Below are 25,727 nucleotides of genomic sequence, written 5' to 3'. Positions count from 1 at the left end.
CATGTTCAAGGTGCGCGTGATCCCCTGCCTCGACGTCAAGGACGGCCGCGTCGTCAAGGGCGTCAACTTCGTCGATCTCAGGGATGCCGGCGATCCCGTCGAAGCCGCCATCGCCTATGACGCCGCCGGCGCCGACGAGCTCACCTTCCTCGACATCACCGCGACCCACGAGAACCGCGGCATCATGCTGGACGTGGTCCGGCGCACGGCGGAAGCCTGCTTCATGCCTGTCACCGTCGGCGGCGGCGTGCGCGAGGTCAACGACATCAAGACGCTGCTGCGCGCCGGCGCCGACAAGGTGTCGATCAACAGCGCCGCGGTGTCGCGGCGCGAATTCGTCAAGGAAGCCGCTGAAAAATTCGGCGAGCAGTGCGTGGTGGTCGCGATCGATGCCAAGCGCGTCAAGCGTCCGGGCGGCGACCGCTGGGAGATCTTCACCCATGGCGGGCGCAACTCGACCGGCATCGACGCGATCGAATACGCGCAGGAGGTGGTTTCGCTCGGCGCCGGCGAAATCCTGCTCACCTCGATGGACCGCGACGGCACAAGGCAGGGATTCGATATTCCGCTGACCCGCGCGATCGCCGACAGCGTTCCCGTTCCCGTGATCGCCTCGGGCGGCGTCGGCAATCTCGACCATCTCGTCGACGGTATCCGCGACGGGCACGCCACGGCGGTGCTGGCGGCTTCGATCTTCCATTTCGGGGAATTCACCATTCGTGAGGCCAAGGAGCACATGGCGCGGCGTGGGCTGCCGATGCGCCTGGATGCCTGACGACTCCGGTTCGTAACGATGCTAACATTGGCGGACGGGGATGGCCGCCGTAATCTGTTGCCAAGCTTGCTTTCAAGCGTGTTTCCGAGTGAGTCCGATGCCGCGTTTCACGATCCATGATCTGGCCGAAACCATCGACGCCCGCGCAGCGTCCGGCGGCGAAGCATCGTATACCCGCAAGCTGCTCGACAAAGGCCCCGAGCATTGCGCCAAGAAGTTCGGCGAGGAAGCAGTCGAAACCGTAATCGCTGCAGTCGAAAACGATCGCGCGCATCTGATCGCTGAAAGTGCCGACCTGCTCTATCATTTCCTTGTGCTGCTGAAGGCGCGCGGCATAAAGCTGGAAGAGGTCGAGGCCGCGCTGGACAAGCGGACCTCGATGTCGGGGCTGGAAGAGAAGGCGTCGCGCAAGGGCGGCTAGGCAAGGGCGAATAGATCGCAACGGAAAGGCGGCGTCATGGATATCCGCGCACCCGAGCAGCAGTACAATCCCTACCGCGTTTATACGCGTGAGGAATGGGCGCGACTGCGCGACGATACGCCGATGACGCTCGAGCCGGGCGAGTTCGACCGGCTGCGTTCGCTGCACGATCGCCTCGACCTGCAGGAGGTCGAAGACATTTATCTGCCGCTGTCGCGCCTGTTGTCGATCTACGTCGATGCCATGCAGCGGCTGTATTACGCCGAGCGCCAGTTCCTCAACATCAGGGACCGCAAGGTGCCCTACATCATCGGCGTCGCCGGCTCGGTGGCGGTCGGGAAATCCACCACGGCACGCGTGCTCCAGGCCCTCTTGGCGCGCTGGTCGCCGCGGCCGAAAGTCGAGCTGATCACCACGGACGGATTTCTCTATCCCAATGCGGTGCTCGAGCGGCACGGCATCATGCAGAAGAAGGGTTTTCCGGAGAGCTACGATCTGCCGATGCTGCTCAACTTCCTCTCCGACATCAAGGCCGGCCGCCGCCACGTCCGTGCGCCGGTCTATTCGCATCTGACCTACGACATCGTGCCGAACCAATGGGCCGAGATCGACCAGCCCGACATCCTGATCGTCGAAGGCGTCAACGTGCTGCAGACCGGCAAGCTGCCGCGCGACGGCAAGGCGGTGCCGGTGGTTTCCGACTTCTTCGATTTCTCGGTCTATATCGACGCCGACGAGGCGGCGCTGCGGCAATGGTACATCAAGCGCTTCTTGGCGCTGCGCGACACCGCATTCACCAATCCAAAATCCTACTTCAACCGCTATGCTCTGTTGTCGGACGAGGAAGCCACCGCGACCGCGATCGCGATCTGGGAGCGTACCAACCTCGCCAATCTCGAGGACAACATCCTGCCGACCCGGCCCCGTGCGACGCTGATCCTCAAGAAGGGCGCCGACCACACGGTGGAGAGCGTGGCGCTCAGGCGGCTGTAATCGCCTTGGTGCCCGGGCCCTGCCCATTCGCGCAGAGTATCTTTTGATGCAGACCAACGATGGGTATTCCGCTATTCCTTGGAAAACGGCGGGGGCACACCATGGTTGATCGTCTCAGGAGCGCTGCGGAGCAGTTGGAAGCTCCGGTCTGCCCGGACTGCCATGTCGAGATGAAGTGGTTCCGCTCGGAATTGCTCACGGACGAGCCGACCCCGGTCATCGCGCATCTCTTCGTGTGCCCCCATTGCAAGCGCGCCGCGCAGGCAAATACCGTCTTCCGGGGAGGCCAGACGACGCCGGACAAGCTGTCTGCACCGCGCTTTATTGTCTCTGCTGCATGAGATTGCGCATCGGCCGGATCGCCCGCTCCAGGCCCGGCATGACGATCATTTCGGGGCCCCCTGTTTCGACTTCGAGACGACGAAGATGTGCCACGTCGTCAGAAACATTGCAGCGACGAGCGGGCCGATCACGAACCCGTTCGCTCCGAACGTCGCAAGGCCGCCCAGCGTGGCGAGCAGCACGATATAGCTCGGCATCTGGATCGACTGGCCGACCAGGATCGGGCGGAGAAAATTGTCCGCAAGGCCGATCACGAAGGTGCCGAAAGCGAGCAGGATGAGTCCCTTCGTGACCGAACCTGCCACAAGCAGGTAAAGCGCAACCGGAACCCAGACCAGCGCGGAGCCGAGCACCGGCAGCAGCGAGAGCAGCGCCATCAGCGCGCCCGCCAGCAGCGGCGCGGTGAGGCCGAGCAGCCAGAAGATGAGCCCGCCGAGTGCTCCCTGTATCAACGCGACGAGAACGATCCCCTTGATCGTTCCACGAACCGCCAGGGTGAAGACATCGAGAATTTCCGCGGTATGGTTCGGGCTCAGCGGGAGCGCCTCGCGAATGCGGGCATTGAGCTCGTCACCGTCGCGCAGCAGGAAGAACAGCAGGTACAGCATCACGAGCAGGCTTGCGACGAACTCCAGCGTCACCTGACCGATGTTGATCGCGTGCCCGGCCAGCTGTTGTCCGGCAGGGACGACCAGACCCGACAGGCGTTCCCTCAGGGCCGAAAAATCGATGCCGGCCAGGCGGTCTCCGAGCGACACAGCCCAGGCGGGCAGCGCGGATTTCAGCTGCTGCAGGGGATGAGAGAGGCTGATCTCCCCGCTCTGAACGCGCTGATACAGCTCCCCGCCCTGGTCGATCAGCGACGCGATGATGATCGCCACGGGGATCAGGACCATGACGACCACCACGATGACGGTGACGAGGGCGGCAAGGTTGTGCTTTTCGGGCACGGATTTCAGGATCCGTCGATAGAACGGGGCGAAGATGATGGCCAGCAGCGTGGCCCACAACACGGCACCGGAGAACGGCCAAAGCACCCAGACGAACGCGACGGAGATCGCGCCGAGCAGGATGAGGAATGAACGGTTCTCCGATGTTCTCACGTGTTCGCCAGCTCTTCGCTCGTTCGCCAGATGATGTCCGTAGCACAACATCGTGGCGGAGCGGCAGGTCCTCACCTGCCCGCCTTTGCGATCCAATCCGCAAGCGTGATGCGCCCTGCGAAGGTGGCGGGACCCGAGCTGCCGGCCTTGTAGACGAAGGCCTCGCCTTCCCCGACGTTGCCGGCGTCCTTGCCGAAGGCATCGGCGATGTTGGTCTTGTGGGTGACCAGGACGGTGTTGGTGCCGGCTTGCGGCGGCGCATCGACGAGCTGACGCACGGCCTGCCCGGCCCTGGCATTGGCGCCGGTCGGGTTTGCCATTCCCGATGCGCTGGCGTTGCTGCTGTCGGTCAGGGCATCGACCGGCTTGACCTCACGGCCGGAGATCAGCTTGCCGGCCTCGACCGCGCGGTTCAGGCGGCTGGTGTAGACGTCGCCGATGGGGATCGCGAGGTCCTTGACCGCCGTCCCGATCTGGCGCGCCGCGTCCCTGCCCTTCTCGCTGAGCTGACGCTGGGCACTCATGTCGTCGAACTTGAAGGGATAGACATCCTTCTGGCTGTCGTCAGTCGCGGTGTGTCGGAAGATCAGGACGTAGCCGCCCTGCTTGAGCGACGAGATGAGGTCCGGTGTGTCGGCGGCTGCGTGGCGGGAGGTTCCAGCCAGGAGAACAATCAGGGCGAGGCGGCAAAGCACGTTCATGCGCAAAATCCTTTGGTTGCAAAATGCCCCCGGAGGGATCGTGACGCGCAAAGCGCTCGATTTCAATTGGGATCGTCAGGCGAGATCAGGTTCCCGTGAGATCCGGAACCGTCTGGTGCCGGGACGCAGCAAGGCCCGCCAGCGCCTCCTCGAGCTTCTCACGGTCGACCGGCTTGATCAGAAATCCGTTCATGCCTGCCTCGAAGCAGGCATAACGATCCTCCAACAGCGTATTGGCGGTGAGTGCCAGGATCGGCGTCCGGGAATCGCCCAGCGCGGCCTCGTGCGCGCGGATGCGCTTTGTCGCCTCGATGCCGTCGAGCTGCGGCATCTGGATGTCCATCAGCACGAAATCGTAGGGCGTGCCGGCCGATGAGGCGGCGAGCCAGGATTCCAGCGCGGCCTCGCCATGGACGGCAATGACGACGCGATGGCCGAGCTTGGTCAGCAGCGAGCGCATCAGCAAGGCGTTGATCTCGTTGTCCTCGGCGACGAGGATCGACAGGCCTTTCGCCGGTGCGGGGCCGGCGGAGGCCGGCGGCGGCTCCGGCGCGAGATCGGGCGAGGCGACCTCCGGCGTCAGGGCAAGGCGTGCGGCGAGCGAGGCCGCGCGCAGCGGCTTCACCAGAAAGCCGGTGAAAGCCGGCGACAGCTTCTCGTGGCGCGAGCTCGACGTCAGCAGAACGAGGCGCTGCAAGGCATGCGCGCGGGCGGCCTCACCGAGCTGATCGGCCGCGGCTGGGCCGATCGCCCGATCGATCAGCACCGTGTGCCAGGAGCGTTCCGGCAGCAATGCTTCGGCGACCGCCGCATCTGCAACCAGGCAGGTCTGGCCGCCCCAGCGTTCGAGCCGCCGCGCGATGAGCGAGGCTTCGATGCCGTCGGCGACGAGGAGCATCGACTTGCCGGTGAGGTCGGGACTCGGAAATGCGGTCTGCCCGGCGCCGCCTTGCGACGGCGGAAGCGGCACCGCGACCTCGAAAGTCGAGCCCTTGCCCGGCTCGCTCGTGAGAGTGATCCGGCCGCCCATACGCTTGACGATGCGCTCGCTGATGGCGAGGCCAAGTCCGGTGCCGCCATAGGTGCGGACGACGCGCTCGTCGGCCTGCTCGAATTCGCGGAAGATGCGCTGCTGGGCTTCGGCTGCGATGCCGATGCCGGTGTCGCGAACCAGGAAGCTGATCTCGTTCGGCCAGATGCCGGGCTCGACGATCAGCGCCACGCCGCCGCTGCTCGTGAACTTGATGGCGTTGCCGGCGAGGTTGAGCAGCACCTGGCGCAACCGCGCGGCGTCGCCGACCACTTCGAGCGGCAGGCGCTCGTCGACATAGGCGGCGATCTCGAGCGACTTCGCCTGCGCGCGGGGCGCGAGCAGCTCGGTGATCTCTTCGACCAGGGTCGAGAGCGCGAAGGGACGTTGATCGAGGTCGAGCTTGCCGGCCTCGATCTTGGAATAGTCGAGCAGCTCCTCGATCAGCGCCATCAAGGCTTCGCCCGAGGTCTTCACCGCCCTGGCATAGGTCGCCTGCTCCGGCGTCAGATCGGTGTCGAGCAACAGGCCGCCCATACCGATGATGCCGTTCAGGGGGGTGCGGATCTCGTGCGAGGCCATCGCCAGGAAGCGCGACTTGGCGCGGTTGGCGGCGTCGGCCTGGTCGCGCGCGTCGGACAATGCGCGCTCGGTCTCGGTGCGGTCGGTGACGTCGCGTCCGACGCTCTGCAACTCGGCGGGCTGGCCGGCATCGAGGCGGACATAGCCCTCGCGCCAGGCGATCCAGCGCGCGCCGAGCGGGGTTGCGATCTTCTGGTCGTGGATGCGCGTGCCGCTGCTCTCGCGGGCACTGTCGCCCTGCTCCAGCACGTCGAAATCGAATCGCGTGCCGACCAGCGCGCTGCGCGCCTGTCCTGCGAGCGCGCAATAGGCCTCGTTGGCAAAGGTGATGCGGCCGTCGGAAGCGCGCAGCACGATGAGGTCGCCCTGCTGCTCGAACAGGCTGCGGGCGCGCTCTTCCGCTTCCTTCAGCTCCCAATTGCGGTCGATCAAGGCTTCGTTGTGGGCGGCGAGCGTCCGCAGCCGCTTATTGACGAAGCGCAGACGCATGCTCAGCGTCGCAAGGCCGAGGCAGGCGAGCGCGAACAGGAAGCTGGCGCCGATCGCAAAGGTGTGGGGATCGTAGCCGGAATTGTCGGACCGGCTGCCGGAGACGAAACCATAGGCGCCGCCAAACGTCGCCGAGAAGATCATGAAGGAGCGGATCGCGAAAGCGAGCCTCGGATGCCGTCGCCTGAAACGACGCATGCGCACCTTGATCCGGAACGTCCGACCCATCGCAACCGACCCTTGGCTGAAACCCCGCCGCCGCGTGCGACGATGGCCCGCCGACCTTGCGAACAAATTGCGGCGGTGGCGCCGCCTCCGAACAGGGTTGACGAGACGTTAACGGGTCAGAGCATGATCCGGACCCGAAGGGCCGCGTTAGCGAAAAGTGTGCAGCGGTTTTCCTTCGCGACAAACGCGGAACGCGTTTGCGCGGAGATCATGCTCAAACACAAAGCTCTAAAGCGATGCCGCCTGGAAGCGGCCATGGCCGCCGCGGGCGCCGACGATCAGCGCCGCCGCCTCGCGCGGCGAGAACGTCTTTGAGCGCACATAGATGCGGTAATCCGCCGGTCCTTCGCTGGAGAGATAGACCACCTGGCCGCCGTCGACCGGCTGCGCGGCGATCGAGACGAGACGCGTCGAAGGGCTGGCCTGGCAGGTGTCAGGCTCGGAGCCGAGGCCGTCGTCGACCACGGCAAAATCCGCGGCGTCGGCATCCTCGGTGATCTGGACCCGCACCGTCGCCTGCGCGGGATCGTCGGTGAAGGCGACATGCACGCCGGCGGTCCAGAACAGCGAGGTGAGCTCGACCGATGTGTCGCCCAGCGCGATGCAGGGATGCGACACCGATCCGATCTCGGCGCGGGCGAACACCGCAGCCGCCAACAGGGGAACAGCCGAGGCCAGGAACTTGAAACGCAACATGACGCTCTACTCGCTAGGCCCCGGGAACTCACAACCGAAACGCGTCGGGCCTTATGGTTTGCAGAGCGTAAAGGAAAGTCGTTACCGCCGGGTTGATGCGCGGAATGATCAAGCCAGCTGGCGCACATCCTCCGCGAGTGCGCGGTACGACAGCGCTTCGGCGAGGTGCAGCCGGCCGATCTTGTCGGCATGGTCGAGGTCGGCCAGCGTTCGCGCCACCCGCAGCACGCGGTGATAGCCGCGCGCCGACAGGCGCATGGTCTCCGCGGCGTCGCGCAGCAGCTTGGCGCCTTGCGCATCCGGCTTTGCGATCTCCTCCAGCACGGAGGCGGGGGCTTCAGCATTGGTGCGGACATGGGGCAGGCCTGCATCCGCATAGCGCGCCAGCTGGATGTCGCGCGCCGCCGCCACGCGGGCGGCGACCTCGGCCGATCCTTCCGACGGCGGCGGCAGGATCAGGTCGGCGGCCGTCACCGCCGGCACCTCGATGCGCAGATCGATGCGGTCCATCAGCGGACCGGAGATGCGCGCCTGGTAATCGCCGGTGCAGCGGTCGATGCGGCCGCGCTTGCAGGCATAGCCGGGCTCAAACGCATTGCCGCAGCGGCAGGGATTCATCGCCGCGACCAGCATGAAGCGGGCAGGGTAGGTGACGCGATGATTGGCGCGCGACACCGCGACCTCGCCGTTCTCCAGCGGCTGGCGCAGCGAATCCAGCACGCGCGGATCGAACTCCGGCAATTCGTCGAGGAACAGCACGCCCTGATGTGCCAGCGAGATCTCGCCGGGCTTGGCGCGCGCGCCGCCGCCGGTGAGCGCGGCCATGCTGGCGGAATGGTGCGGCGAGCGGAACGGGCGCCGCGCCGTCAGCGCGCCGCCTTCGATCTCGCCGGCGACCGAGGCGATCATGGAGACCTCGAGCAGCTCGCTCGGCGACAGCGGCGGCAGGATCGAGGGCAGGCGCGCGGCCAGCATCGATTTGCCCGCGCCCGGCGCGCCGATCATGAGCAGGTGGTGCCCGCCGGCGGCCGCGATTTCCAGCGCGCGCTTGGCGCTTTCCTGGCCCTTGATGTCGCGCAGGTCGAGCGTCGAGGCGGCGGCCTCGTGCACCTTCGGCGTCGGCCGCGACAGCACCTGGGTGCCCTTGAAATGGTTGGCGATCTGGATCAGCGAGTGTGCGGCAATGATCTGGATGTCCGGGCTCGCCCACGCCGCCTCGGAGCCGCAGGACGCCGGGCAGATCAGTCCTTCCTCGCGCATATTGGCGCCGATCGCGGCGGGAAGGACGCCGGCCACCGGCGCGATCGAGCCGTCGAGGCCGAGCTCGCCGAGCACGGTGAAGCCGGTCAGCGCATCGGGCGGGATGGCGCCTATCGCGGCCATCAGCCCAAGCGCAATCGGCAGGTCGTAATGGCTGCCCTCCTTCGGGAGGTCGGCCGGGGCCAGATTGACGATGATCCGCCGCGCCGGCAGCGCCAGCCCCGAGGCGATCAGCGCCGAGCGCACCCGCTCGCGCGCCTCCGACACCGCCTTGTCCGGCAAGCCGACGATGGCAAAGGCCGGCAGGCCAGGCGCGACCTGCACCTGCACGTCGACCGCGCGGGCCTCGATCCCCTCAAAGGCGACGGTAGAAACCCGCTGAACCATGCCGAACCAGCCTGCCCATTGCTGCAATTAGGGGTAGCAGAGCGCGGCCGTTTCCGCAAGAACAATACGGGAACAATCGCTTGGCGGCCGGTCAAATCCTAACCAATCGTAAACGCAGCCCAGACACTACGTCTCGAATGCCGCCTTCTCTCCTCAGCACATTCCAACGAATGTCCGCTACTCCTAGGGCTGCGGGATGGGCCGTGGTCTAACGGGTGAACAGTTCAAATGCTTGCAAATCGCCGGAGAAGCGAACGTCGGGTGTGCAGCCGCCTCGCCAAGATCCATTTTGGCGCGGGCTCGCTGCCGCGGGATTGCACGATCACGGACATTTCGGATGGCGGCGTGAAAGTGGTGGCGGAATTTCTGGAAGTGCCGCCGCAATTCACCATCATCTTCGCGCCTGATTATTCCCGCCAATGCCGCCTGCGCTGGCGCATCGGCTGCGAATTCGGCGCCGAGTTCGTCGACTGAACCTCAACAGGCGCGCCTCCTTAACGGGACTTTAGCGTTAATGGGTAAGCATCTCTGATCAGTTGCCGAGTGATCAGAGTATGCCCAAGCGTTCGTTCCTCGCCTTATCCCCGGCGGGATATCTGTGTTCCGCCGTCCTGATCCTCGCCCTCGGCGGCTGTCAGACGGCCGGCATCGACGACGTCACCGGTGCGCTCGGCGGCAAGCGGGAGTCCGCCGCCAAGTTTGACGGCAAGTCCGACAGCAAGGCCGACCCCACGCCGGAGATGGACGCACTTCGCGAGCGTTATCGCGCCAAGCCGAGCGATCCCGCCATTGCTCTCGAATACGGCAAGGCGCTGCGTGGCAGCGGCCAGCGCGCGCAGGCGGTCGCAGTGCTGGAGCAGGCCGTGCTCGCCCGTCCTGGCAACAAGGCGCTGCTCGCCGGCTACGGCCGCGCGCTCGCCGACAACGGCAATTTCCAGCAGGCCTTCGACGTCCTCGGCCGGGCGCATTCGCCCGAGGATCCCGATTGGCGCATCCTGTCGGCGCAGGGCGCTGTGCTCGACCAGCTCGGCCGCAACGAGGAAGCCCAGCAATATTACGCTGCGGCGTTGAAGATCGTGCCGAACGAGCCGACCGTGCTGTCCAATCTCGGCCTGTCCTACATGCTGCAGAATAATCTATCGAAGGCCGAACAGGTGCTCGGCCGCGCCCATCAGCGCAATCAGAACGATGCGCGGGTCCGCGCCAATCTGGCGCTCGTGCTGGGATTGCAGGGTCGCGAGGCCGAGGCCGAAATCCTCGTCAAGGCAGATCTGCCGCCGGACCAGGCCGCGGCCAAGGTCGCGGCGCTGAAGCAGCTGCTGGCGAAAAAGCAGCAGCGGGCGGACAGGTAGTCCGCCCCAGAGCATGATCCGGACCCGAAGGGCCGCGTCAGCGCAAAGTGTGAAGCGGTTTTCCCTCGCGACAAACGCGGAAGGCGTTTGCGCGGAGATCATGCTCAAATAAGCCGCGCCTACGACGCCTTGCGATGCGGGGCCGAGCTGCGCCCCGACTTGCCCTTCAGCTTCTTCAAAAGCGGCTCGAGCAGCGAGCGCTTCGGCTTCTTCACCTCGCCGCGGCCGGCGAGGCGGTTCGCCATATTCTGGAACAGAACGGTGGTGCGGTGGGTCCTGGAGACCTCCGCGATCATCTGGCCGTTATTGGCCGCGGTCGAGAACAGTTTCGAATCGAACGGGATCACCGCGATCGGCTGGCTCTCCATGGTCTTGGCGAAGGCCTTGACCTCGATCTCCGCACGCTTGTGCATGCCGACCTGGTTGAGGCAGTACAGCGGCGGCCGGTCGTTCGGTCGCGCCGCCTTCAGCACGCTCAGCATGTTCTTGGTGTTGCGTAGATTGGCGAGATCGGGCTCGGCCACGATCACGATGTCGTCGGCGTTCACCAGCGCGCGCCGGGTCCAGCCGGACCATTGATGGGGCACGTCGAGCACGATGCAGGGCGTCGTCATGCGCAGCGTGTCGAACACGGCATCGAAGGCTTCAGCACCGAAATCGTAGACGCGGTCGAGCGTGGCGGGCGCCGCCAGGAGGCTGAGGCGATCGGTGCATTTGGCGAGCAGGCGCTCCATCAGCGCCGTGTCCGGCCGGTCCTGCGACAGCACCGCGTTGGCGATGCCCTGCACCGGATCCTGGTTGTAGTCGAGGCCCGCGGTGCCGAAGGCGAGGTCGAGATCGATCACGACGGAATCGAGCGAGAGATCGCGGGCGATGGTCCAGGCCAGATTATGCGCGACGGTGGACGCGCCGACGCCGCCTTTGGCGCCGACCACGGCGATGACGCGGCCGGTGATGATGGCTTCCGAGGCCGAGAACAGGCTGCAGATCGAGCGGACCACGTCGATGGTTTCGACCGGGCCGACCACGTAGTCGTTGACGCCGCGGCGCACCAGCTCGCGATAGGGCGCGGTGTCGCTGGGGCTACCGATCACGACCACGCGTGTGCCGGGATCGCAGACGCCGGCGAGGTCGTCCAGTCCTTCGAGGATGTCGCGCGTGCCGTCGGACTCGATGACGATCACGTTCGGCGTCGGCATCGATTCATAGGCTTCGATCGCCGCGGCGAGGCCGCCATCCTTGGCGCTGAGATGGGCCTTGGCGAGCCGGCGGTCCTGGCCAGCCGCGGTCACCGCCTTGAGCGTCTGCTCGGTCTCGCAGAAGGCTTGCACCGAAATGCGAGGAACCGGGGCGATGTGTTCCTCGGGATGCTGCGGATCGTCCGCGTCTTCGTCGTGGATGCCTGTCATTTGGCGGTATCGCTGAGTTTGGCCTTGTCGGATTCGGGATAGGTGGTCGTCGTCGTCGTGCCCTTGCGATAGCGATCGAACGCGATCTCGCGCCGTGCGGTATAGGCGGGCGTCTCGGCGCGCGGTTGCTCGAGGTCAGCCGGGTTGTCGATCATCGCGGCGAGATTGCGCTGGCTGGCGCAGCCCAGATTGAAATAGGGGCGGTTCTCGGTGTAGCCGGGGTTGAGGATGTTGGGGCCGACGTCTTCGGGCCAAAGCCCGCAGGGGCCGGCGACCGCGGTGATCTTGGAATAGCTCAGGCGGATGGTGGGCAGCAGCCCGGGATCATCGGGGCGATAGGGCCGCCGGACGATGGCGCGCGACGGCACGCCGCCGGACATGAGCACCGAGCGGATCTCCTGATAGGTTGCGGCGGCCGCGCGCGAATTGGCGGTGTCGACCGGCACATCGACGGCGACCGAGCCGGTGCCTTCGCGCATCCAGTCCCGCGCGATGCCCGCGACGTCCGAATGCTGCGCAGCCGAGAGGCCGCCCCTGCTATTGCCGACGAAGATCACGATCGACTTCTTGCCTTCCTGCACCGCAATCGGATGGCGCTGGCGATAATCGGTCGGCACCGTCTGGGTGACGATCTCGGTGGTGTTGCAGGCGCCGAGCATGACGGAGAGGCCCGTCAGTGCCAGCGTGAGCCGCAAATTGCGCCGTCGATCGGCTGATGTTGTCGTCATCCCCTGATCCCTCCTGCCCCTGCCTTGCCCGGTCCCCAAACCGTTCGTCTCAGTCGATGATGAAGCCGAAATCGCCCGGCGTGCCGGCGACCGGATCGACACGGCTCGCGATGCCATAGAGGCGGTTGACCCGGCCGAGCAGCGCCCTCTGTGCGTCCGAGGCCGGCGCGAAGCCGTCGTCGGGCCGCGACAATTCCTTCTGGGCAACCGCGCGCACCACGTAAGGCGTCACGATCACCATCAGCTCGGTCTCGTTGTTGACGAAGTCCTGGCTGCGGAACAGCGCGCCGATGATCGGCACCTGGTCGACACCAGGCAGTCCGTTGATCGCCTGCTTGGTCTGCTGCTGGATCAGGCCGGCCATCGCCATCGAGCCGCCCGAGGGAATCTCCAGGGTCGTTTCGGCGCGGCGGGTCTGGATCGATGGAATGGTGATCGAGTTGGTCGAGGACCCGGTCACGGCCTGCGTCAACGTGATCGAGTTGGTGTTCGACAGCTCCGAGACCTCGGTCATCACGCGCAGGCTGATGCGGCCTTCGCTGAGCACGACCGGGGTGAAGTTCAGCGAGATGCCGAACTTCTTGTAGGTGACCTGGGTGGTACAGACGTGAGTGACCGGATCGCAGGCGTAGCCCCCGGGAATCGGGAATTCGCCGCCGGCGATGAAAGTGGCGGATTCGCCCGAGATCGCGGTCAGACTCGGTTCGGCCAGGGTCCGCATGACGCCGGCGCTTTCCATTGCCCGCATCGTGGCGTTGACGGTGGCGACGCCCTTGGCGAGGCCGGTGACGCCGAGCCCATTACTGCTGACGATCGGTCCGCCAGAGACCGAGAATGGGTTGGAATTGTTGAAATTCACGACCGCCGTGCCGGCATTCAGGCTGGCGCTGAGATCGACGCCGAGCTGCTTGACGATGTCGCGGCGGACTTCGCCGACCACGACCTTGAGCATGACCTGGTCGCGGCCGCGCACGACGATGTTGTTGACGACCTTGTCCGCGCCGCCGACCAGCTTTGCGGCAACGTCGCCGGCCTGCTGGGCCTCGACCGGGCTCGACACCGAGCCGGTCAGCATCACGCTGTCGCCGACGCCCTCGATCTGGACGCCCGGCAGCGACTGGCGCAGTGCCGAACGCATGCCGTTGAGGTCGCGCTTCACCGCGATGTCATAGGAGGCGACCTGCTGGCCATCGGCCGCGAAGAACACGACGTTGGTCTGGCCGACCTGGCCGCCGATGATATAGGCGCGCTGGGCCGAGCGGATCACCGCATTGGCGATCTTGGGATCGGCCACCAGCACGTCCTTGACCTCGCGCGGCAGGTCGATGACGACGGACTTGCCGATGCCGAGCGACAGAAAGCGCGACCGCGCCGGTGCGATAGTCCCAACCGACGATAAGCCGAGATCCGACGCCTGCATCGGCGCCTGGTCGCCGACCGGCGCCTCCGCAGCACTGAGGACGCCGGAAGCCGCGAGCAGCCCCAGCACCAACATCGTCCCCGCCAGGACCGAGCGCACGCGCTTCCCCCGAATGCGCAAGCCCGTCCGATCACCCCCGTAGTTCATGCTGTCCCCATCACTTCTGTGACGTCAGTTGCCGTGCCTGGACGCCGTAACGGATTACGTTCACGCCGCCTGGGCGCTTGATCGCCTGGTCCTCGGGCGTGCCGTCGACTGCGTTGGCATCGACGATGCTGCGCAGCGCGAGTGTCAGAGTGCCGCCCTGCCGTGCGGCCGAAAGCGTAGCGATCTGGTCGGGCCGCAGCTCGAGCGTGACGGTCTTGCCGACCACCGCGTTCTGGCCCTCCTTTTCCTTCGGGGCCTGGTCGATCGCGAGCACACGGATGTTGGTGAGAATGACCTCGGACAGGATGAGGTCGTTGCCGCCGGTCGGGCCGTTGGTGTTGCCGCCGTCCGGATTCTTCAGCCGGCGGGTCAGGACGATGTCGACGCGGTCATTCGGCAGGATGAAGCCGCCGGCGCCGGTTTCGGCTGAAATCTCGGTGGAGACGGCACGCATCCCGGACGGCAGGATCGCGGCCATGAAGCCGGAGCCTTCGGCCTTGACCAGCTTCTGCTCGCGGATCGGCTCGCCCTGCATCAACGGCACGCGCGCGATCGAGCCCGCGATCTGGGTCGGTGCCTCCGGCCTGCTGTCGCGGCGGATGAAGGCGCTGCTGGCGGTTGCCGCGGGCCAGGCCTGCCATTGCAGGTCCTCGGGCTTCACGGCCTGGCCGAGCTGGATGTCGTTCTTGGCGATGAGGACCTCGACCGTCGGCAGCTTCTCGGCGACGGGCAGGACGGCCGCGGGCGGATTCTGATAGCCGCTCGCCAGATATGCAGCGACGCCGCCGGCGCCGAGAGCGATGACGAGAACGACAATGCGTGCGGTATTCATACGCTTCTACTCTTACGCGGGGCACTCGAACCGCACCTGGCGTGTTCCCCCGCGTCGATGAGTAGGCAGCAAAAGTATAAGGGGTGTTGCGAGGCCGAACGTGATCGCCGGCCGCGATGCTGGTTTTCGGCAGATGGTGAACGCGGCGTTATTGGGTCGGCCAACGACCCCGTAGTTTCACCTACGCGGGCACGTACGTTCGCACGACGCGCGCGGCGTCATGGTGAATACGTCGTTAGCGCGCGAGGTGGCCGCGAGCGTCGTCCGTAGCCGGGATGGAGACCAAGCGTAATCCGGGGCCGGTGCAAGTGGGGGGCGTCAGATTCTCTAACGCTCGATCCGGGCTGCGCGCAGGAGCTCTACTTCTTCCGCTTCGCTTCGATCACGTCCCAGATCTTCGCCGCGACATCCGGGCCGCCGAGCCGCGCGATGGCGCGGATGCCGGTCGGTGAGGTCACGTTGATCTCGGTGAGATTGCCGTTGATGACGTCGATGCCGACGAACAGCAGGCCGCGCTCGCGCAGCGCCGGGCCGACCGTGGCGCAGATCTCGCGCTCGCGCGGGGTGAGCTCCGTCTCCTGCGCCGCGCCGCCGCGCACCATGTTGGAGCGGAGGTCATCCGCGGCCGGCACGCGGTTCACCGCGCCGGCGAACTCGCCGTCGACCAAGATGATGCGCTTGTCGCCGTGCTTCACCTCGGGGATGAATTGCTGGATCACCCAGGGCTCCCTGAACGTCACCGAGAACATGTCGAACAGCGAGCCGAAATTCATGTCCTGCGGCATCACGCGGAATACCGCCGCGCCGCCATGGCCGTGCAGCGGCTTCATGACCACCGCGCCGTACTTGTCGCGGAACGCGTTGATCTCATCGAGGTCGCGCGAGATCAGCGTCGGCGGCATCAGTTGCGGAAAATTCATCACGAACAGCTTTTCCGGCGCGTTGCGCACCGAGGCGGGATCGTTGACGACCAGCGTCTTCGGATGGATGCGCTCCAGGAAATGCGTCGAGGTGATGTAGGCGAGGTCGAACGGCGGATCCTGGCGCAGCAGCACCACGTCGAACCCGTTCAGCGCCTCGCGCCTGGGCTCGCCGAGGGTGAAATGGTCGCCGGGCTCATCGCGCACGGTCAGGAGCTGAACCGGTGCGACCAGCTCCTCGCCGACCATCGAGAGCTTGTCGGGCGTGTAATAAGACAGGCCATGGCCGCGCTTCTGCGCCTCCAAGAGCAGCGCGAAGGTGGAATCGCCCTTGATGTTGATGCGGGCGATGGGGTCCATCTGGACGGCGACGTTCAGTTTCATGGGCTGCCTTTCAGGTCGAGGCGTCGAATGCCGCCAACACATGGCGCGGAAGCGAGCGCGGCGCAATCAGCATGGCGTCGAATCGCAATTCGAATTCGGCATGCTCGGGATGCGCTGCGAGCCAGCCTTGGGCGGCGTCGATGATGCGCTGCTGCTGGCGCGGCGTCACGGCGAATGCGGCCTCGTCCAGCGTGGCGCGGGCCTTAACCTCGACGAAGGCGATCAGGTTGCGGCGCCGCGCCACGATATCGATCTCGCCATGCGGCGTGCGGTAACGTTTGGCGAGAATGCGGTAGCCCTTGGCCATGAGGTAGGCGGCGGCACGGCTCTCAGCGGAAATACCGGTCTGGAACGCTGCGACGCGCTCGGGCGACGCGACCTTCGGTTCCGCAGGAATCTCAGTCTTCGCCATCGCTGCCCCGCGAATCCTTTGCGAGCGCGAGCGCGCGGGCATAGACCTCGCGGCGCGGCCGGCCCGACAACGCGACCGCGTGCGCCACGGCATCCTTGACGCTGTGTGCGGAAAGCTGCTCGCGCAACAGACTATCGAGCGCGTCCGATGTCAGAACCTCGGCGTCGGCCGCGGGCGGAGCGATCACCAGCACGAATTCGCCGCGTGTCTCCAGCGTTGCAGCCTCGCGCGCCAGCTCGCTCAGCGTGGCGCGCGAAATCTCCTCATGCAGCTTGGTCAGCTCGCGGCAGATCGCGGCCTCGCGCGGCCCCATGATCTCGGCGAGATCGGCCAGCGTATCCTGCACTCGGTTGCCTGACTCGAACATCACCAGCGTCGCGTCAATGCGGGCGAGCTCGGCGAGACGGCTGCGCCGCGCGGCTGATTTCGCCGGCAAGAAGCCTTCGAAGAAGAAGCGGTCGGTCGGCAGCGCGGCGACCGACAGCGCGGCCAGCACCGAGGACGGGCCGGGCAGCGCATACACCGCATGGCCGGCGGCGCAGACCTCGCGCACCAGCTTGAAGCCGGGATCGGAGATCAGCGGCGTGCCGGCGTCCGACACCAGCGCGACCGAGCCGCCTTGCCCGAGGGCTTCGAGGATTTTGGGACGCGCGGCCTCCGCATTGTGCTCGTGATATGGCTTGAGCTGGGCCGTGATCGCATAGCGCTTGGTCAGGCGGCGCGTGATGCGGGTGTCCTCGCACGCGATGACATCGACGCCGGCGAGCGTCTGCAGCGCCCGCAGGGTGATGTCGCCGAGATTGCCGATCGGGGTCGCGACCAGATGGAGGCCCGGCGCGGCCTTCGGCGCCGCGAGCCGATGGGCATCGATGGAGAAACCGCGCGAGGCGGCGTCTTGAGCTTCAGGCGTATTTATCGGGGCCGGCTTTGCGCGCATAATGGAGCCAACTTAGGCACGATCGCTAAGGCTGGGAACCGGCTCGCCGAAAAAGATCGTGCCCAAAGATCGTATCCAGGTGAGGGGCGAGGAACGGACGGGAATGTGATCGGTCGAGATCGCGCCGGGAGGCAGGAGGGGCCCTCGCGCCATATTCGCGACGGAAACGCCGCCTTGATGAGTGAATGAGTGACGGCGAAGAGCTGCCGGGACGGGATTGCGGCCGCGTTAAGCGGTTGTTATCCTTTTGTTTTGGTTAACTATTTGCCGACACACTGCCTGAATCCGCGGCCCCCCGTCGCGGAAAGCAATGTCGTGATCAGCCGGCGACGGCGGGTCGGAAGAGAAGCTGCCATGGTCGGCCCGCGTCATCCAAAGTCTCACCTTCCGGGATCCCCATCGCCAGGGGCGACCCGGCGGACTGCGCTCGGCCTGTTGCTCGGCGCGCCCGTGCTGTCGGCCTGCGCCGGCGTGCAGCAAAGCCTCAGCCAGTTCTCCAACCCGTTCTCGAGCTCCGCGCCGCCGGCTCAGCCGGCAGGCCCGCAGCAGCAGGCGACGACCGCCGGCACCGGCGGCGTGAAGGTCGGCCTGATCCTGCCGCTCTCCGCGGCCGGCAATGCCGGGCTCGCCGCGCAATCGATGCGCAACGCCGCCGAGATGGCGCTGGCCGAGTTCCAGAACCCGAACATCCAGCTCCTGATCAAGGACGACAATGGCAGCCCGCAAGGCGCGCAGGCCGGCGCGCAGCAGGCGGTCGACGAGGGTGCCGAGATCATCCTCGGGCCGCTGTTCGCGCAATCGGTGCCGGCGGTGGCGCAGGTCGCGCGCACGCGCGGCATTTCCGTCATCGCCTTCTCGACCGATTCCAGCATCGCCGGACGCGGCGTCTATCTGCTCTCGTTCCTGCCGGAGTCCGACGTCAACCGCATCGTCGAATATTCCGCCGGCATCGGAAAGCGCTCCGTCGCGGTGCTGGTGCCCGACAACGCCTATGGCAATGTCGTCGAGGCCGCGGTGAAGGCGGCGGTGCCGCGGCGCGGCGGGCGCATCGTTGCGTTCGAGAAATACGGTGCCGATCGCGCCACGCCCGCGCGCACCGTGGCGCAGCAGCTCGGCAGTGCGGACGCGCTATTCATTGCCGATGACGGCGATGCCGTCGTGTCAGTGGCGGATGCGATGACGGCCGCGGGCGCGAACCTGCGCAACATCCAGCTGCTCGGCACCGGCCTGTGGGACAATCCGCGCGTCTATGCCAGCGCCGCGCTGCAGGGCGGCCTTTACGCCGCGCCCGATCCGGCCGGCTTCCGCGCCTTCTCCGGCCGCTACCGCACGAAATACGGCGCCGAGCCGATCCGCACCGCGACCCTTTCCTATGACGCGGTCGCGCTCGTTGCCGCGCTGGCGCGCACGCAAGGCGGCCAGCGCTTCTCCTCCGACGTGCTCACCAACCCCTCAGGCTTCGCCGGCATCGACGGCCTGTTCCGCTTCCGTGCTGATGGCACGAATGAACGCGGACTTGCCGTGATGAAGGTGACGCAAGGCGGCGGCGTTGCGGTGGCGGGCTCGCCGAAGAGCTTTGGGGCGTAATGGTTTCGTAGCCCGGATGGAGCGCAGCGTAATCCGGGTTCTGTCCACGCGGTGAGACCGTCCCGGATTGCGCTACGCTCCATCCGGGCTACGAGATCCGCTAAGCCGCCAAATCCGCGACCACGGCATCCAGCACCGGAAAACCGCTGCTGGTCACGCGCAGCCGTCCCGTCGCATCCACGGTGATCGCTCCTTCCTCGCGCAAGAGCGCGATGCGGCGGGGGTCGAGCGGGCGGCCGGCGAGGGCCTTGTAGCGCTCGGGATCGATGCCTTCGGCGAGACGCAAACCCATCAGCAGGAATTCGTCGGCGCGCTCCTCGCTGTTGAGGAGCTCGTCGCTGACGACACCGTCGCCGTTGGTCTCGACCCGCATCAGCCAGGCCTCGGGACGCTTCTCGGTGGCGGTGGCGTGGCGCACGCCGTCGATGTCGAGACGGCCATGTGCGCCCGGGCCGATGCCGGCATATTCCTCGCCGCGCCAGTACACCAGATTGTGCCGGCATTCGGCGCCGCGCCGCGCGTGATTGGAGATCTCGTAGGCGGGCAGCCCGAGCTTGTCGCAGGTCTCCTGCGTGACGTCGTAGAGCGCGCGGGCGACCGCTTCGTCCGGCGTCTTCAGCTTGCCGGCCTGGTGCAGGCCGAAGAAGGGCGTGCCTTCCTCGATCGTCAATTGATAGAGCGACAGATGCTCGGCCGCTTCATCGATGGCGTGCCGCAGCTCGCCCGCCCACATCGCCGGCGTCTGGTCGGGGCGGGCGTAGATCAGGTCGAACGAATAGCGGTCGAACGCGCGGCGCGCGATGGCGACGGCATCGAGCGCTTCGCGCGCGCTGTGCATGCGGCCGAGCGCTTTGAGCGAGGCGTCGTCGAGCGCCTGCACGCCCAGCGAGACGCGGTTGACGCCGGCGATGCGATAACCGGCAAAGCGCGTGGCTTCGACGCTGGTCGGGTTCGCTTCCAGCGTTACCTCGACGTCGCCTGCGACGGTCCAGTGCTTGCCGATCGCGTCTAACACCGCGCCGACGGTGGCGGGCTGCATCAGTGACGGCGTGCCGCCGCCGAGGAAGATCGAGGTGACCTCGCGGCCGGGCGCGCGCTCGGCGGTCGTTGCGATCTCACGCGCGAAGGCGGCGGCGAAGCGCGTCTCGTCGATCGCGGCATGGCGGACATGGCTGTTGAAGTCGCAATAGGGGCACTTCGACAGGCAGAACGGCCAGTGCACATAGACGCCAAACGCATCCTTGTTAGCGCGGCTCAAGGCAGATCTCCGCCAGTTTCCGAAAAGCGCGGGCGCGGTGCGACAGGCCGAGGCCAAGTGGCGGCAGGCCGTGCTTCTCGATGCTGGTCATCTCGCCGAAGGTGCGGCTGTGCCCGTCCGGCAGGAACATCGGGTCGTAGCCGAAGCCGGCCGTGCCGCGCGGTGGCCAGATCAGCGTGCCGTCGACGCGCGCCTCGACCTCCTCGCGATGATCGTCGGGCCAGGCCACACAAAGCGCCGAGACGAAGTGGGCTTTGCGCTTGTCCGGCGTGGTGGCGCCGCGCTCCTGCAGCAGGCGCTCGATCTGCGCCATCGCCGCGTTGAAATCCTTGGATGGACCGGCCCAGCGCGCGCTGTAGATTCCCGGCGCACCGTCGAGTGCGTCGACGACGATGCCGGAATCGTCGGCGAAGGAGGGCAGCTTGGTCGCCTCCGCCGCGGCGATCGCCTTGATCGCGGCGTTGCTGCGGAAATCGTTGCCGGTTTCCTCGGGCTCGTCTAGGCCGAGCTCGCCGGCCGACACCGCCTCGATCCCGTACGGCGCGAGCAGCTCCCTCATCTCGGCGAGCTTGCCGGGATTGTGGGTGGCGATGACGAGCTTGTCGGTGATTCGGCGGTGCATGGGCCTATTGACTACGCCACGGCCAGTTTCTGCAAGTCCACCAGACGCGCAATGCCCTTCTGCGCCAGGGCGATCAGCTTCAGGAACTCGTCCTGCGTGAACGGCTCGCGTTCCGCGGTGCCCTGCACCTCGATGATGCGGCCATCGCCGGTCATGACGAAATTGGCGTCGGTCTCGGCTTCCGAATCCTCGGCATAGTCGAGATCGAGCACCGGCGTGCCGTTGTAGATGCCGCAGGAGATCGCGGCGACGTTGTCGCGCATCACGTTGGCCTTCACCATGTTGCGCGCCTTCATCCAGTTGAGGCAATCGGCAAGCGCGACCCAGGCGCCAGTGATCGAGGCCGTGCGCGTGCCGCCGTCGGCCTGGAGCACGTCGCAATCGACCGTGATCTGGCGCTCGCCAAGAGCTTCGAGATCGACGATGGTGCGAAGCGAGCGGCCGATCAGGCGCTGGATCTCGACGGTGCGGCCGCTCTGCTTGCCGGCGGAGGCCTCGCGGCGGGTGCGTTCGGAGGTCGCGCGCGGCAGCATGCCGTATTCGGCGGTGACCCAGCCGCGGCCCTGCCCCTTCAGCCACGGCGGCAGGCGATCCTCCAGTGTGGCGGTGACCAGCACATGGGTGTCGCCGAATTTAACGAGGCACGAGCCTTCCGCATATTTGACCACGCCGCGCTCCAGCGTCACGGGGCGCAATTCGTCGGGCGCACGGCGGCTTGGCCGCATGGGAAATCTCCAAAACTCACGGGAATAGGCTGTTCGCGGTGCTTGTAGGTGGGGCGGGGGTGGGCGGCAAGGGCTTATTCACCCCCTGACCGTCGGCCTGCAAACGCCACGCTTGTCAGACGCGGCCCGGATGGACAAATTATAAGGATCTGAGAGGAGTTACCGTCTGTGGCCCATCACGATCCGATCCATCTGATCGCGCCGCGCGCAGGCCTTGCCCAGCTCAACGAGCGTTCCCGCGACATCTTTCGTCAAATTGTCGAAAGCTATCTCGCGACCGGTGAGCCGGTCGGCTCGCGCAACATTTCCCGCCTGATTGCGATGCCGCTGTCGCCGGCATCTGTGCGCAACGTCATGGCCGATCTGGAACAGCTCGGCCTGATCTATGCCCCGCACACCTCCGCCGGCCGGCTGCCGACGGAACTGGGCCTGCGCTTCTTCGTCGATGCCCTGATGCAGGTCGGCGACCTCAACGAGGCCGAGCGGCAGGCGATCCAGAGCCAGCTCTCGTCCGTCGGCGAGGCGCAATCGGTCGAGGCGGCGCTGGACCAGGCCTTGATGCGGCTCTCCGGCCTGACCCGGGCCGCCGCCGTCGTGCTGACGCCGAAATCCAATGCGCGGCTGAAGCACATCGAATTCGTCCGCCTGGAACCGGAAAAAGCGCTGGTGATCCTGGTCGGCGAAGACGGCCAGGTTGAAAACCGCGTGTTGACGCTGCCGCCCGGAGTTCCCTCTTCGGCGCTGACAGAGGCCGGCAATTTCCTCAATGCGCGGATCCGCGGCCGGACCTTGGCCGAAGCGCGGCTCGAGCTCGAGACCGCACTCGGCGAGGCCCGTGCCGAGCTCGATCAGCTGACACAGAAAGTGATCTCGGCCGGCATTGCCAGCTGGTCCGGCGGCGAGAGCGAGGACCGTCAGCTCATCGTCCGCGGCCACGCTAATCTGCTCGAAGATCTGCACGCGCTGGAGGATCTGGAGCGGGTTCGCCTGTTGTTCGACGACCTCGAGACCAAGCGCGGCGTGATCGATCTGCTCGGCCGGGCCGAGACCGCCGAAGGCGTGCGCATCTTCATCGGCAGTGAGAACAAGCTGTTCTCGCTGTCGGGGTCCTCCACCATCATCTCGCCCTATCGGGATGCCGCCGGCCACATCGTCGGCGTTCTCGGCGTGATCGGCCCGACGCGGCTGAATTATGCCCGCGTGATCCCGACCGTGGACTACGCCGCCCGCATCGTCAGCCGCCTGTTGGGGGGCTGACCGGCCTTTCTGCCGATCACGGGCGCTTGATTTTCGCGGGCTTAAGCACGATATCCGGGCCAACATCCCTGAAACGAGTTCGAGATCAGAGCCGATGACCGAGCAAGACCGGCAACCCCAAGACACGACTGCAGCGACCGGCGAGCCCGTGGTGTCGAAACCCTACATCATGCCCGACGATCCCGAGCCGGGTTCGGTCGAAACCCTGCAAAAGGAAGCGGCTGAAGCGCGCGACCGCATGCTGCGGACGCTGGCCGAGATGGAGAATTTGCGCAAGCGCACCGCAAAGGAAGTCGCCGACGCCCGCCTCTACGGCATCACCGGCTTCGCGCGCGACGTGCTCGACATCGCCGACAATCTCCAGCGCGCACTCGATGCCGTTCCGGCGGAGGCGCGTGCTGCGGCCGATCCCGGCCTGGTCTCGTTGATCGAGGGCGTCGAGCTCACGGAGCGCGCGCTGCTCAACGCGCTGGAAAAACACGGCGTGAAGAAGCTGGATCCTCAGGGCCAGAAGTTCGACCCGAACTTCCACCAGGCAATGTACGAAGTGCCTGACGCGTCGGTGCCGTCGGGCACCGTGGTGCAGATCATGCAGGCCGGCTACACCATCGGTGACCGCGTGCTGCGCCCGGCGCTGGTCGGCGTCGCCAAGGGCGGCGCGAAGACTGCGCCCGCGGCGAACAACAACGAATCGAGCAGCGCGGCGAACTGAGTGTTGGCGTCATTCCGGGGCTCGACGAAGTCGAGAACCCGGAATCCATTGAACAGCAGAGACAACCGCACAATGGATTCTCAGGTGCGCAAATTGCGCACCATAGCTCGCGCTGAAGCGCGCCCCGGAATGACGGAAGGATAGCGCGCCGCCTACGCGCTCACCGCAATATCCGCAGACTGAATCCGCTTCACGCCCGCCTTGGCCATATCGGCCCAGGCCTTGGCGAGCGAGCCCTGCGTGTCGATGCCGCGGCAGGCGTCTTCCACCACATAGACCTCGAAGCCCGCCTTGCGCCCGTCGAGCGCGGTCCAGGCGACGCAGAAGTCTGTCGCAAGACCAGCGACGAAGACGCGCTTGATCTTGCGGCCCCTCAGGTAGCCGGCGAGCCCGGTCGAGGTCTTGCCGTCGGCCTCGAGGAAGGCCGAATAGCTGTCGACGTTCTTGTGAAAACCCTTGCGGATGATGAGCTCGGCGTGCGGGATCGACAGGTCCTTCGACAGCGCCGCGCCCTCGGTGCCCTGCACGCAATGGTCCGGCCACAGCACCTGCTTGCCGTAGGGAAGATCGACCGTTTCGAACGGCTTCTTGCCGGAATGAACCGACGCAAACGAGACGTGGCCCGGCGTGTGCCAGTCCTGCGTCAGCACCACATTCGCAAATGCCTTCGAGATCTTGTTGATGACCGGCACCACCTGCTCGCCTTGCTTCACCGCGAGGCTGCCGCCGGGCAGGAAGCAGTTCTGCACGTCGATTACGAGCAGCGCGGACGCTTCGTCCGGCTTGATCGGTGCGGCCGCGAACAGCGCGCTTGGCGCGAGCGTCGCCAGCGCCGTCGTTCCAAGCATTGCCAAGACTTGTCGCCGAACCAGCATGTCTACCTCCCCTCCAGGATGATCCAACGGGAGGAAGCCTAGTTCCGTTCGTATACGAACAGAAGCCTGAAAATGCAGCCGGTATTGGTGAGTAATCGAGCTTAAGCCGCAAGCTCAGTGCACCTCTCCCGCCCTCCCCCGCAGGCGGGGGAGGGAGCGCATCTCGTTCGGAGATGCAGCTACCCCTTCGGCTGAATCCCATCGCGCACGGCGCGGAAGCGGGTGAAGGCTGCTTGCCATTGGTCGCGCGGGGCGCTGGCGATGATGCGCAATGATGCGCCGCCCGTCGAGAAGCGGATCCACTGCACCACCGTCACCGGGACCTTGTCCTTGCCGCTGACGCCGTCGATCCGGGTCTCGAAGCCTTGCTGGCCGTTGATGCGGATCGGCTCGGACATGGTGATGCGCGACTCGCGCACGCCGGGAATCTGGAGCGCCGCCTCCTGGGCGAAGCGGGCGCGGTCGTCGGCGGCTTGCGGGGTGGCGCCGATCAGGCCGAGGATCATGAACGGCCTCGCCTCGTAGCCGGCGCTCTCATCGCCGTCGGCCAGGATGATGCTCGAGCCCGGTGCCAGGGTCTTGATGTCCTTGAAGTCGGCGAGATCGGTGATCTTGAACGGCAGCAGTGCGATCTGCTCTTCGGCCGAGACCTGCCTGCGGGTGGTGGCGCTGGCGAACATCTGCCGCACCGCCTCGTCCGTGTAGATCTTGGTCGCATTCTCCGGAATCTGCACCGCGACATACCCGGAGAAGCCGGCGCCGGGCACGATCATCGAATAGCGCTTCACCGGGGTATCGCCGGCCTTGCCGCTTTCGGTGGTGAAATAGGCAAGACCTGCGGGGGTCTCGACCTTGTCCTGCTTGACGCCGCCCGTCCCGCCGGGATTGGAATTGAAGGCGCTCACGACCTCGCCATAGGCGGCCGGCGGCAGCTCGGTGACCAGCACCTTGACGTTGCCGTCCTCGCTCTCGAAGCCCGGAAAGGTCTTGGCCGTGCTGAGGCCGATCAGCGGCACCATGCCGAGACGCAAGCCGGGTGGGAAAACGACGTCGGCGGCGAAGGCCGGAAGCGCTGTTACGGCGAGGAGGGCGAGCGCGGCGAGGGGGCGGATCAGCTTCATGGCGACTCTGATTGGTTCACAT

General features: G+C 66.2%; 26 protein-coding genes. 9 read left to right on the top strand and 17 right to left on the bottom strand.

The features are described 5' to 3' along the window. Nucleotide 1 precedes the first annotated feature (1 nt). The 4 genes from hisF (at nt 2) to I6F09_RS26535 (ending at nt 2,530) form a co-directional block, all read left to right on the top strand. Nucleotides 2-775: an imidazole glycerol phosphate synthase subunit HisF gene (hisF, locus tag I6F09_RS26550; protein WP_018646048.1), complete on the top strand. Its 774-nt coding sequence runs from the start codon at nt 2-4 to the stop codon at nt 773-775. 97 nt (nt 776-872) lie between these two features. Next, complete coding sequence (locus I6F09_RS26545; protein WP_036044993.1) at nt 873-1,196, top strand: phosphoribosyl-ATP diphosphatase; 324 nt, start codon at nt 873-875, stop codon at nt 1,194-1,196. A gap of 36 nt (nt 1,197-1,232) precedes the next feature. Next, complete coding sequence (gene coaA, locus I6F09_RS26540) at nt 1,233-2,189, top strand: type I pantothenate kinase (RefSeq protein WP_036003185.1); 957 nt, start codon at nt 1,233-1,235, stop codon at nt 2,187-2,189. 101 nt (nt 2,190-2,290) lie between these two features. Next, entirely contained in the window at nt 2,291-2,530 is a 240-nt protein-coding gene (locus I6F09_RS26535; protein ID WP_036003274.1) for a hypothetical protein, read from the top strand. A 45-nt stretch (nt 2,531-2,575) separates the two neighbouring features. Here the strand turns inward: I6F09_RS26535 and I6F09_RS26530 are convergent, their stop codons facing one another. The 5 genes from I6F09_RS26530 to I6F09_RS26510 all read right to left on the bottom strand — a co-directional run bounded on the left by I6F09_RS26530 (nt 2,576) and on the right by I6F09_RS26510 (nt 9,007). After that, nucleotides 2,576-3,634, bottom strand: coding sequence for an AI-2E family transporter (locus I6F09_RS26530; RefSeq protein ID WP_225189435.1), 1,059 nt, complete (start codon nt 3,632-3,634; stop codon nt 2,576-2,578). A 71-nt stretch (nt 3,635-3,705) separates the two neighbouring features. Then, nucleotides 3,706-4,335 (bottom strand): histidine phosphatase family protein, encoded by a 630-nt coding sequence (locus I6F09_RS26525; protein WP_225189434.1) that lies wholly within the window; start codon nt 4,333-4,335, stop codon nt 3,706-3,708. A gap of 85 nt (nt 4,336-4,420) precedes the next feature. Continuing rightward, nucleotides 4,421-6,664: a PAS domain-containing hybrid sensor histidine kinase/response regulator gene (locus I6F09_RS26520; RefSeq protein ID WP_225189433.1), complete on the bottom strand. Its 2,244-nt coding sequence runs from the start codon at nt 6,662-6,664 to the stop codon at nt 4,421-4,423. Between the two features lie 228 nt (nt 6,665-6,892). Beyond that, nucleotides 6,893-7,360 (bottom strand): hypothetical protein, encoded by a 468-nt coding sequence (locus tag I6F09_RS26515; protein ID WP_036024312.1) that lies wholly within the window; start codon nt 7,358-7,360, stop codon nt 6,893-6,895. A 108-nt stretch (nt 7,361-7,468) separates the two neighbouring features. Then, nucleotides 7,469-9,007: a YifB family Mg chelatase-like AAA ATPase gene (locus tag I6F09_RS26510; RefSeq protein WP_225157693.1), complete on the bottom strand. Its 1,539-nt coding sequence runs from the start codon at nt 9,005-9,007 to the stop codon at nt 7,469-7,471. A 228-nt stretch (nt 9,008-9,235) separates the two neighbouring features. Here I6F09_RS26510 and I6F09_RS26505 point away from each other — a divergent pair, with 228 nt between their 5' ends. Beyond that, nucleotides 9,236-9,481, top strand: coding sequence for a PilZ domain-containing protein (locus I6F09_RS26505; RefSeq protein WP_018644993.1), 246 nt, complete (start codon nt 9,236-9,238; stop codon nt 9,479-9,481). 80 nt (nt 9,482-9,561) lie between these two features. After that, nucleotides 9,562-10,359: a tetratricopeptide repeat protein gene (locus I6F09_RS26500; protein ID WP_109141931.1), complete on the top strand. Its 798-nt coding sequence runs from the start codon at nt 9,562-9,564 to the stop codon at nt 10,357-10,359. A 119-nt stretch (nt 10,360-10,478) separates the two neighbouring features. On the opposite strand, the gene I6F09_RS26495 is transcribed toward I6F09_RS26500, so the two are convergent. From I6F09_RS26495 to rsmI, 7 genes are all read right to left on the bottom strand, one after another. After that, a complete protein-coding gene (locus I6F09_RS26495) occupies nt 10,479-11,768 on the bottom strand; it encodes an AAA family ATPase (protein WP_036003204.1) in 1,290 nt (429 codons plus the stop codon). After that, complete coding sequence (locus I6F09_RS26490) at nt 11,765-12,496, bottom strand: CpaD family pilus assembly protein (RefSeq protein ID WP_225189432.1); 732 nt, start codon at nt 12,494-12,496, stop codon at nt 11,765-11,767. The genes I6F09_RS26495 and I6F09_RS26490 overlap by 4 nt, the downstream gene beginning before the upstream one ends. A 49-nt stretch (nt 12,497-12,545) precedes the next feature. Beyond that, nucleotides 12,546-14,063, bottom strand: a complete 1,518-nt coding sequence (locus I6F09_RS26485; RefSeq protein ID WP_225113139.1) for a type II and III secretion system protein family protein — start codon at nt 14,061-14,063, stop codon at nt 12,546-12,548. A 10-nt stretch (nt 14,064-14,073) separates the two neighbouring features. Continuing rightward, complete coding sequence (cpaB, locus tag I6F09_RS26480) at nt 14,074-14,895, bottom strand: Flp pilus assembly protein CpaB (protein ID WP_036024324.1); 822 nt, start codon at nt 14,893-14,895, stop codon at nt 14,074-14,076. A 359-nt stretch (nt 14,896-15,254) separates the two neighbouring features. Beyond that, nucleotides 15,255-16,199 carry a glutathione synthase gene (gshB, locus tag I6F09_RS26475; protein WP_036024326.1) on the bottom strand — a complete coding sequence of 315 codons (945 nt, stop codon included), beginning with the start codon at nt 16,197-16,199 and terminating at the stop codon, nt 15,255-15,257. A gap of 10 nt (nt 16,200-16,209) precedes the next feature. Then, nucleotides 16,210-16,611 carry a YraN family protein gene (locus tag I6F09_RS26470; RefSeq protein ID WP_036003220.1) on the bottom strand — a complete coding sequence of 134 codons (402 nt, stop codon included), beginning with the start codon at nt 16,609-16,611 and terminating at the stop codon, nt 16,210-16,212. Then, complete coding sequence (gene rsmI / locus I6F09_RS26465; protein ID WP_225189431.1) at nt 16,598-17,548, bottom strand: 16S rRNA (cytidine(1402)-2'-O)-methyltransferase; 951 nt, start codon at nt 17,546-17,548, stop codon at nt 16,598-16,600. Before rsmI ends, I6F09_RS26470 begins: the two co-directional genes overlap by 14 nt. A 354-nt stretch (nt 17,549-17,902) precedes the next feature. On the opposite strand from rsmI, the gene I6F09_RS26460 reads away from it, so the two are divergent. After that, complete coding sequence (locus tag I6F09_RS26460; RefSeq protein WP_051056860.1) at nt 17,903-19,135, top strand: penicillin-binding protein activator; 1,233 nt, start codon at nt 17,903-17,905, stop codon at nt 19,133-19,135. A 100-nt stretch (nt 19,136-19,235) separates the two neighbouring features. Here I6F09_RS26460 and hemW read toward each other — a convergent pair whose 3' ends face one another. From hemW to rph, 3 genes are read right to left on the bottom strand one after another with little or no spacing between them, the layout of a single operon-like run. Then, entirely contained in the window at nt 19,236-20,393 is a 1,158-nt protein-coding gene (gene hemW, locus I6F09_RS26455) for a radical SAM family heme chaperone HemW (RefSeq protein ID WP_036024335.1), read from the bottom strand. Next, nucleotides 20,380-21,015 (bottom strand): RdgB/HAM1 family non-canonical purine NTP pyrophosphatase, encoded by a 636-nt coding sequence (gene rdgB / locus I6F09_RS26450; RefSeq protein ID WP_225142246.1) that lies wholly within the window; start codon nt 21,013-21,015, stop codon nt 20,380-20,382. The genes hemW and rdgB overlap by 14 nt, the downstream gene beginning before the upstream one ends. An 11-nt stretch (nt 21,016-21,026) precedes the next feature. Then, nucleotides 21,027-21,740 carry a ribonuclease PH gene (gene rph, locus I6F09_RS26445; protein WP_036024340.1) on the bottom strand — a complete coding sequence of 238 codons (714 nt, stop codon included), beginning with the start codon at nt 21,738-21,740 and terminating at the stop codon, nt 21,027-21,029. A 168-nt stretch (nt 21,741-21,908) separates the two neighbouring features. Here rph and hrcA point away from each other — a divergent pair, with 168 nt between their 5' ends. Continuing rightward, nucleotides 21,909-22,997, top strand: coding sequence for a heat-inducible transcriptional repressor HrcA (gene hrcA / locus I6F09_RS26440; RefSeq protein WP_036003234.1), 1,089 nt, complete (start codon nt 21,909-21,911; stop codon nt 22,995-22,997). A gap of 94 nt (nt 22,998-23,091) precedes the next feature. Then, nucleotides 23,092-23,709 carry a nucleotide exchange factor GrpE gene (grpE, locus tag I6F09_RS26435; RefSeq protein WP_036003237.1) on the top strand — a complete coding sequence of 206 codons (618 nt, stop codon included), beginning with the start codon at nt 23,092-23,094 and terminating at the stop codon, nt 23,707-23,709. Nucleotides 23,710-23,861: 152 nt separating this feature from the next. Here grpE and pncA read toward each other — a convergent pair whose 3' ends face one another. Both pncA and I6F09_RS26425 read right to left on the bottom strand, forming a co-directional pair. Further along, nucleotides 23,862-24,584: a bifunctional nicotinamidase/pyrazinamidase gene (gene pncA, locus I6F09_RS26430; RefSeq protein WP_225189430.1), complete on the bottom strand. Its 723-nt coding sequence runs from the start codon at nt 24,582-24,584 to the stop codon at nt 23,862-23,864. 179 nt (nt 24,585-24,763) lie between these two features. Continuing rightward, nucleotides 24,764-25,705, bottom strand: coding sequence for a hypothetical protein (locus I6F09_RS26425; RefSeq protein WP_225189472.1), 942 nt, complete (start codon nt 25,703-25,705; stop codon nt 24,764-24,766). Between the last annotated feature and the right edge of the window lie 22 nt (nt 25,706-25,727).

It is taken from the genome of Bradyrhizobium sp. IC3195, assembly GCF_020193585.1.
Lineage (GTDB): Bacteria > Pseudomonadota > Alphaproteobacteria > Rhizobiales > Xanthobacteraceae > Bradyrhizobium > Bradyrhizobium yuanmingense.
The sequence above is the reverse complement of the archived record's forward strand: the minus strand, read 5'-3'. Positions and strand labels throughout refer to the sequence as shown.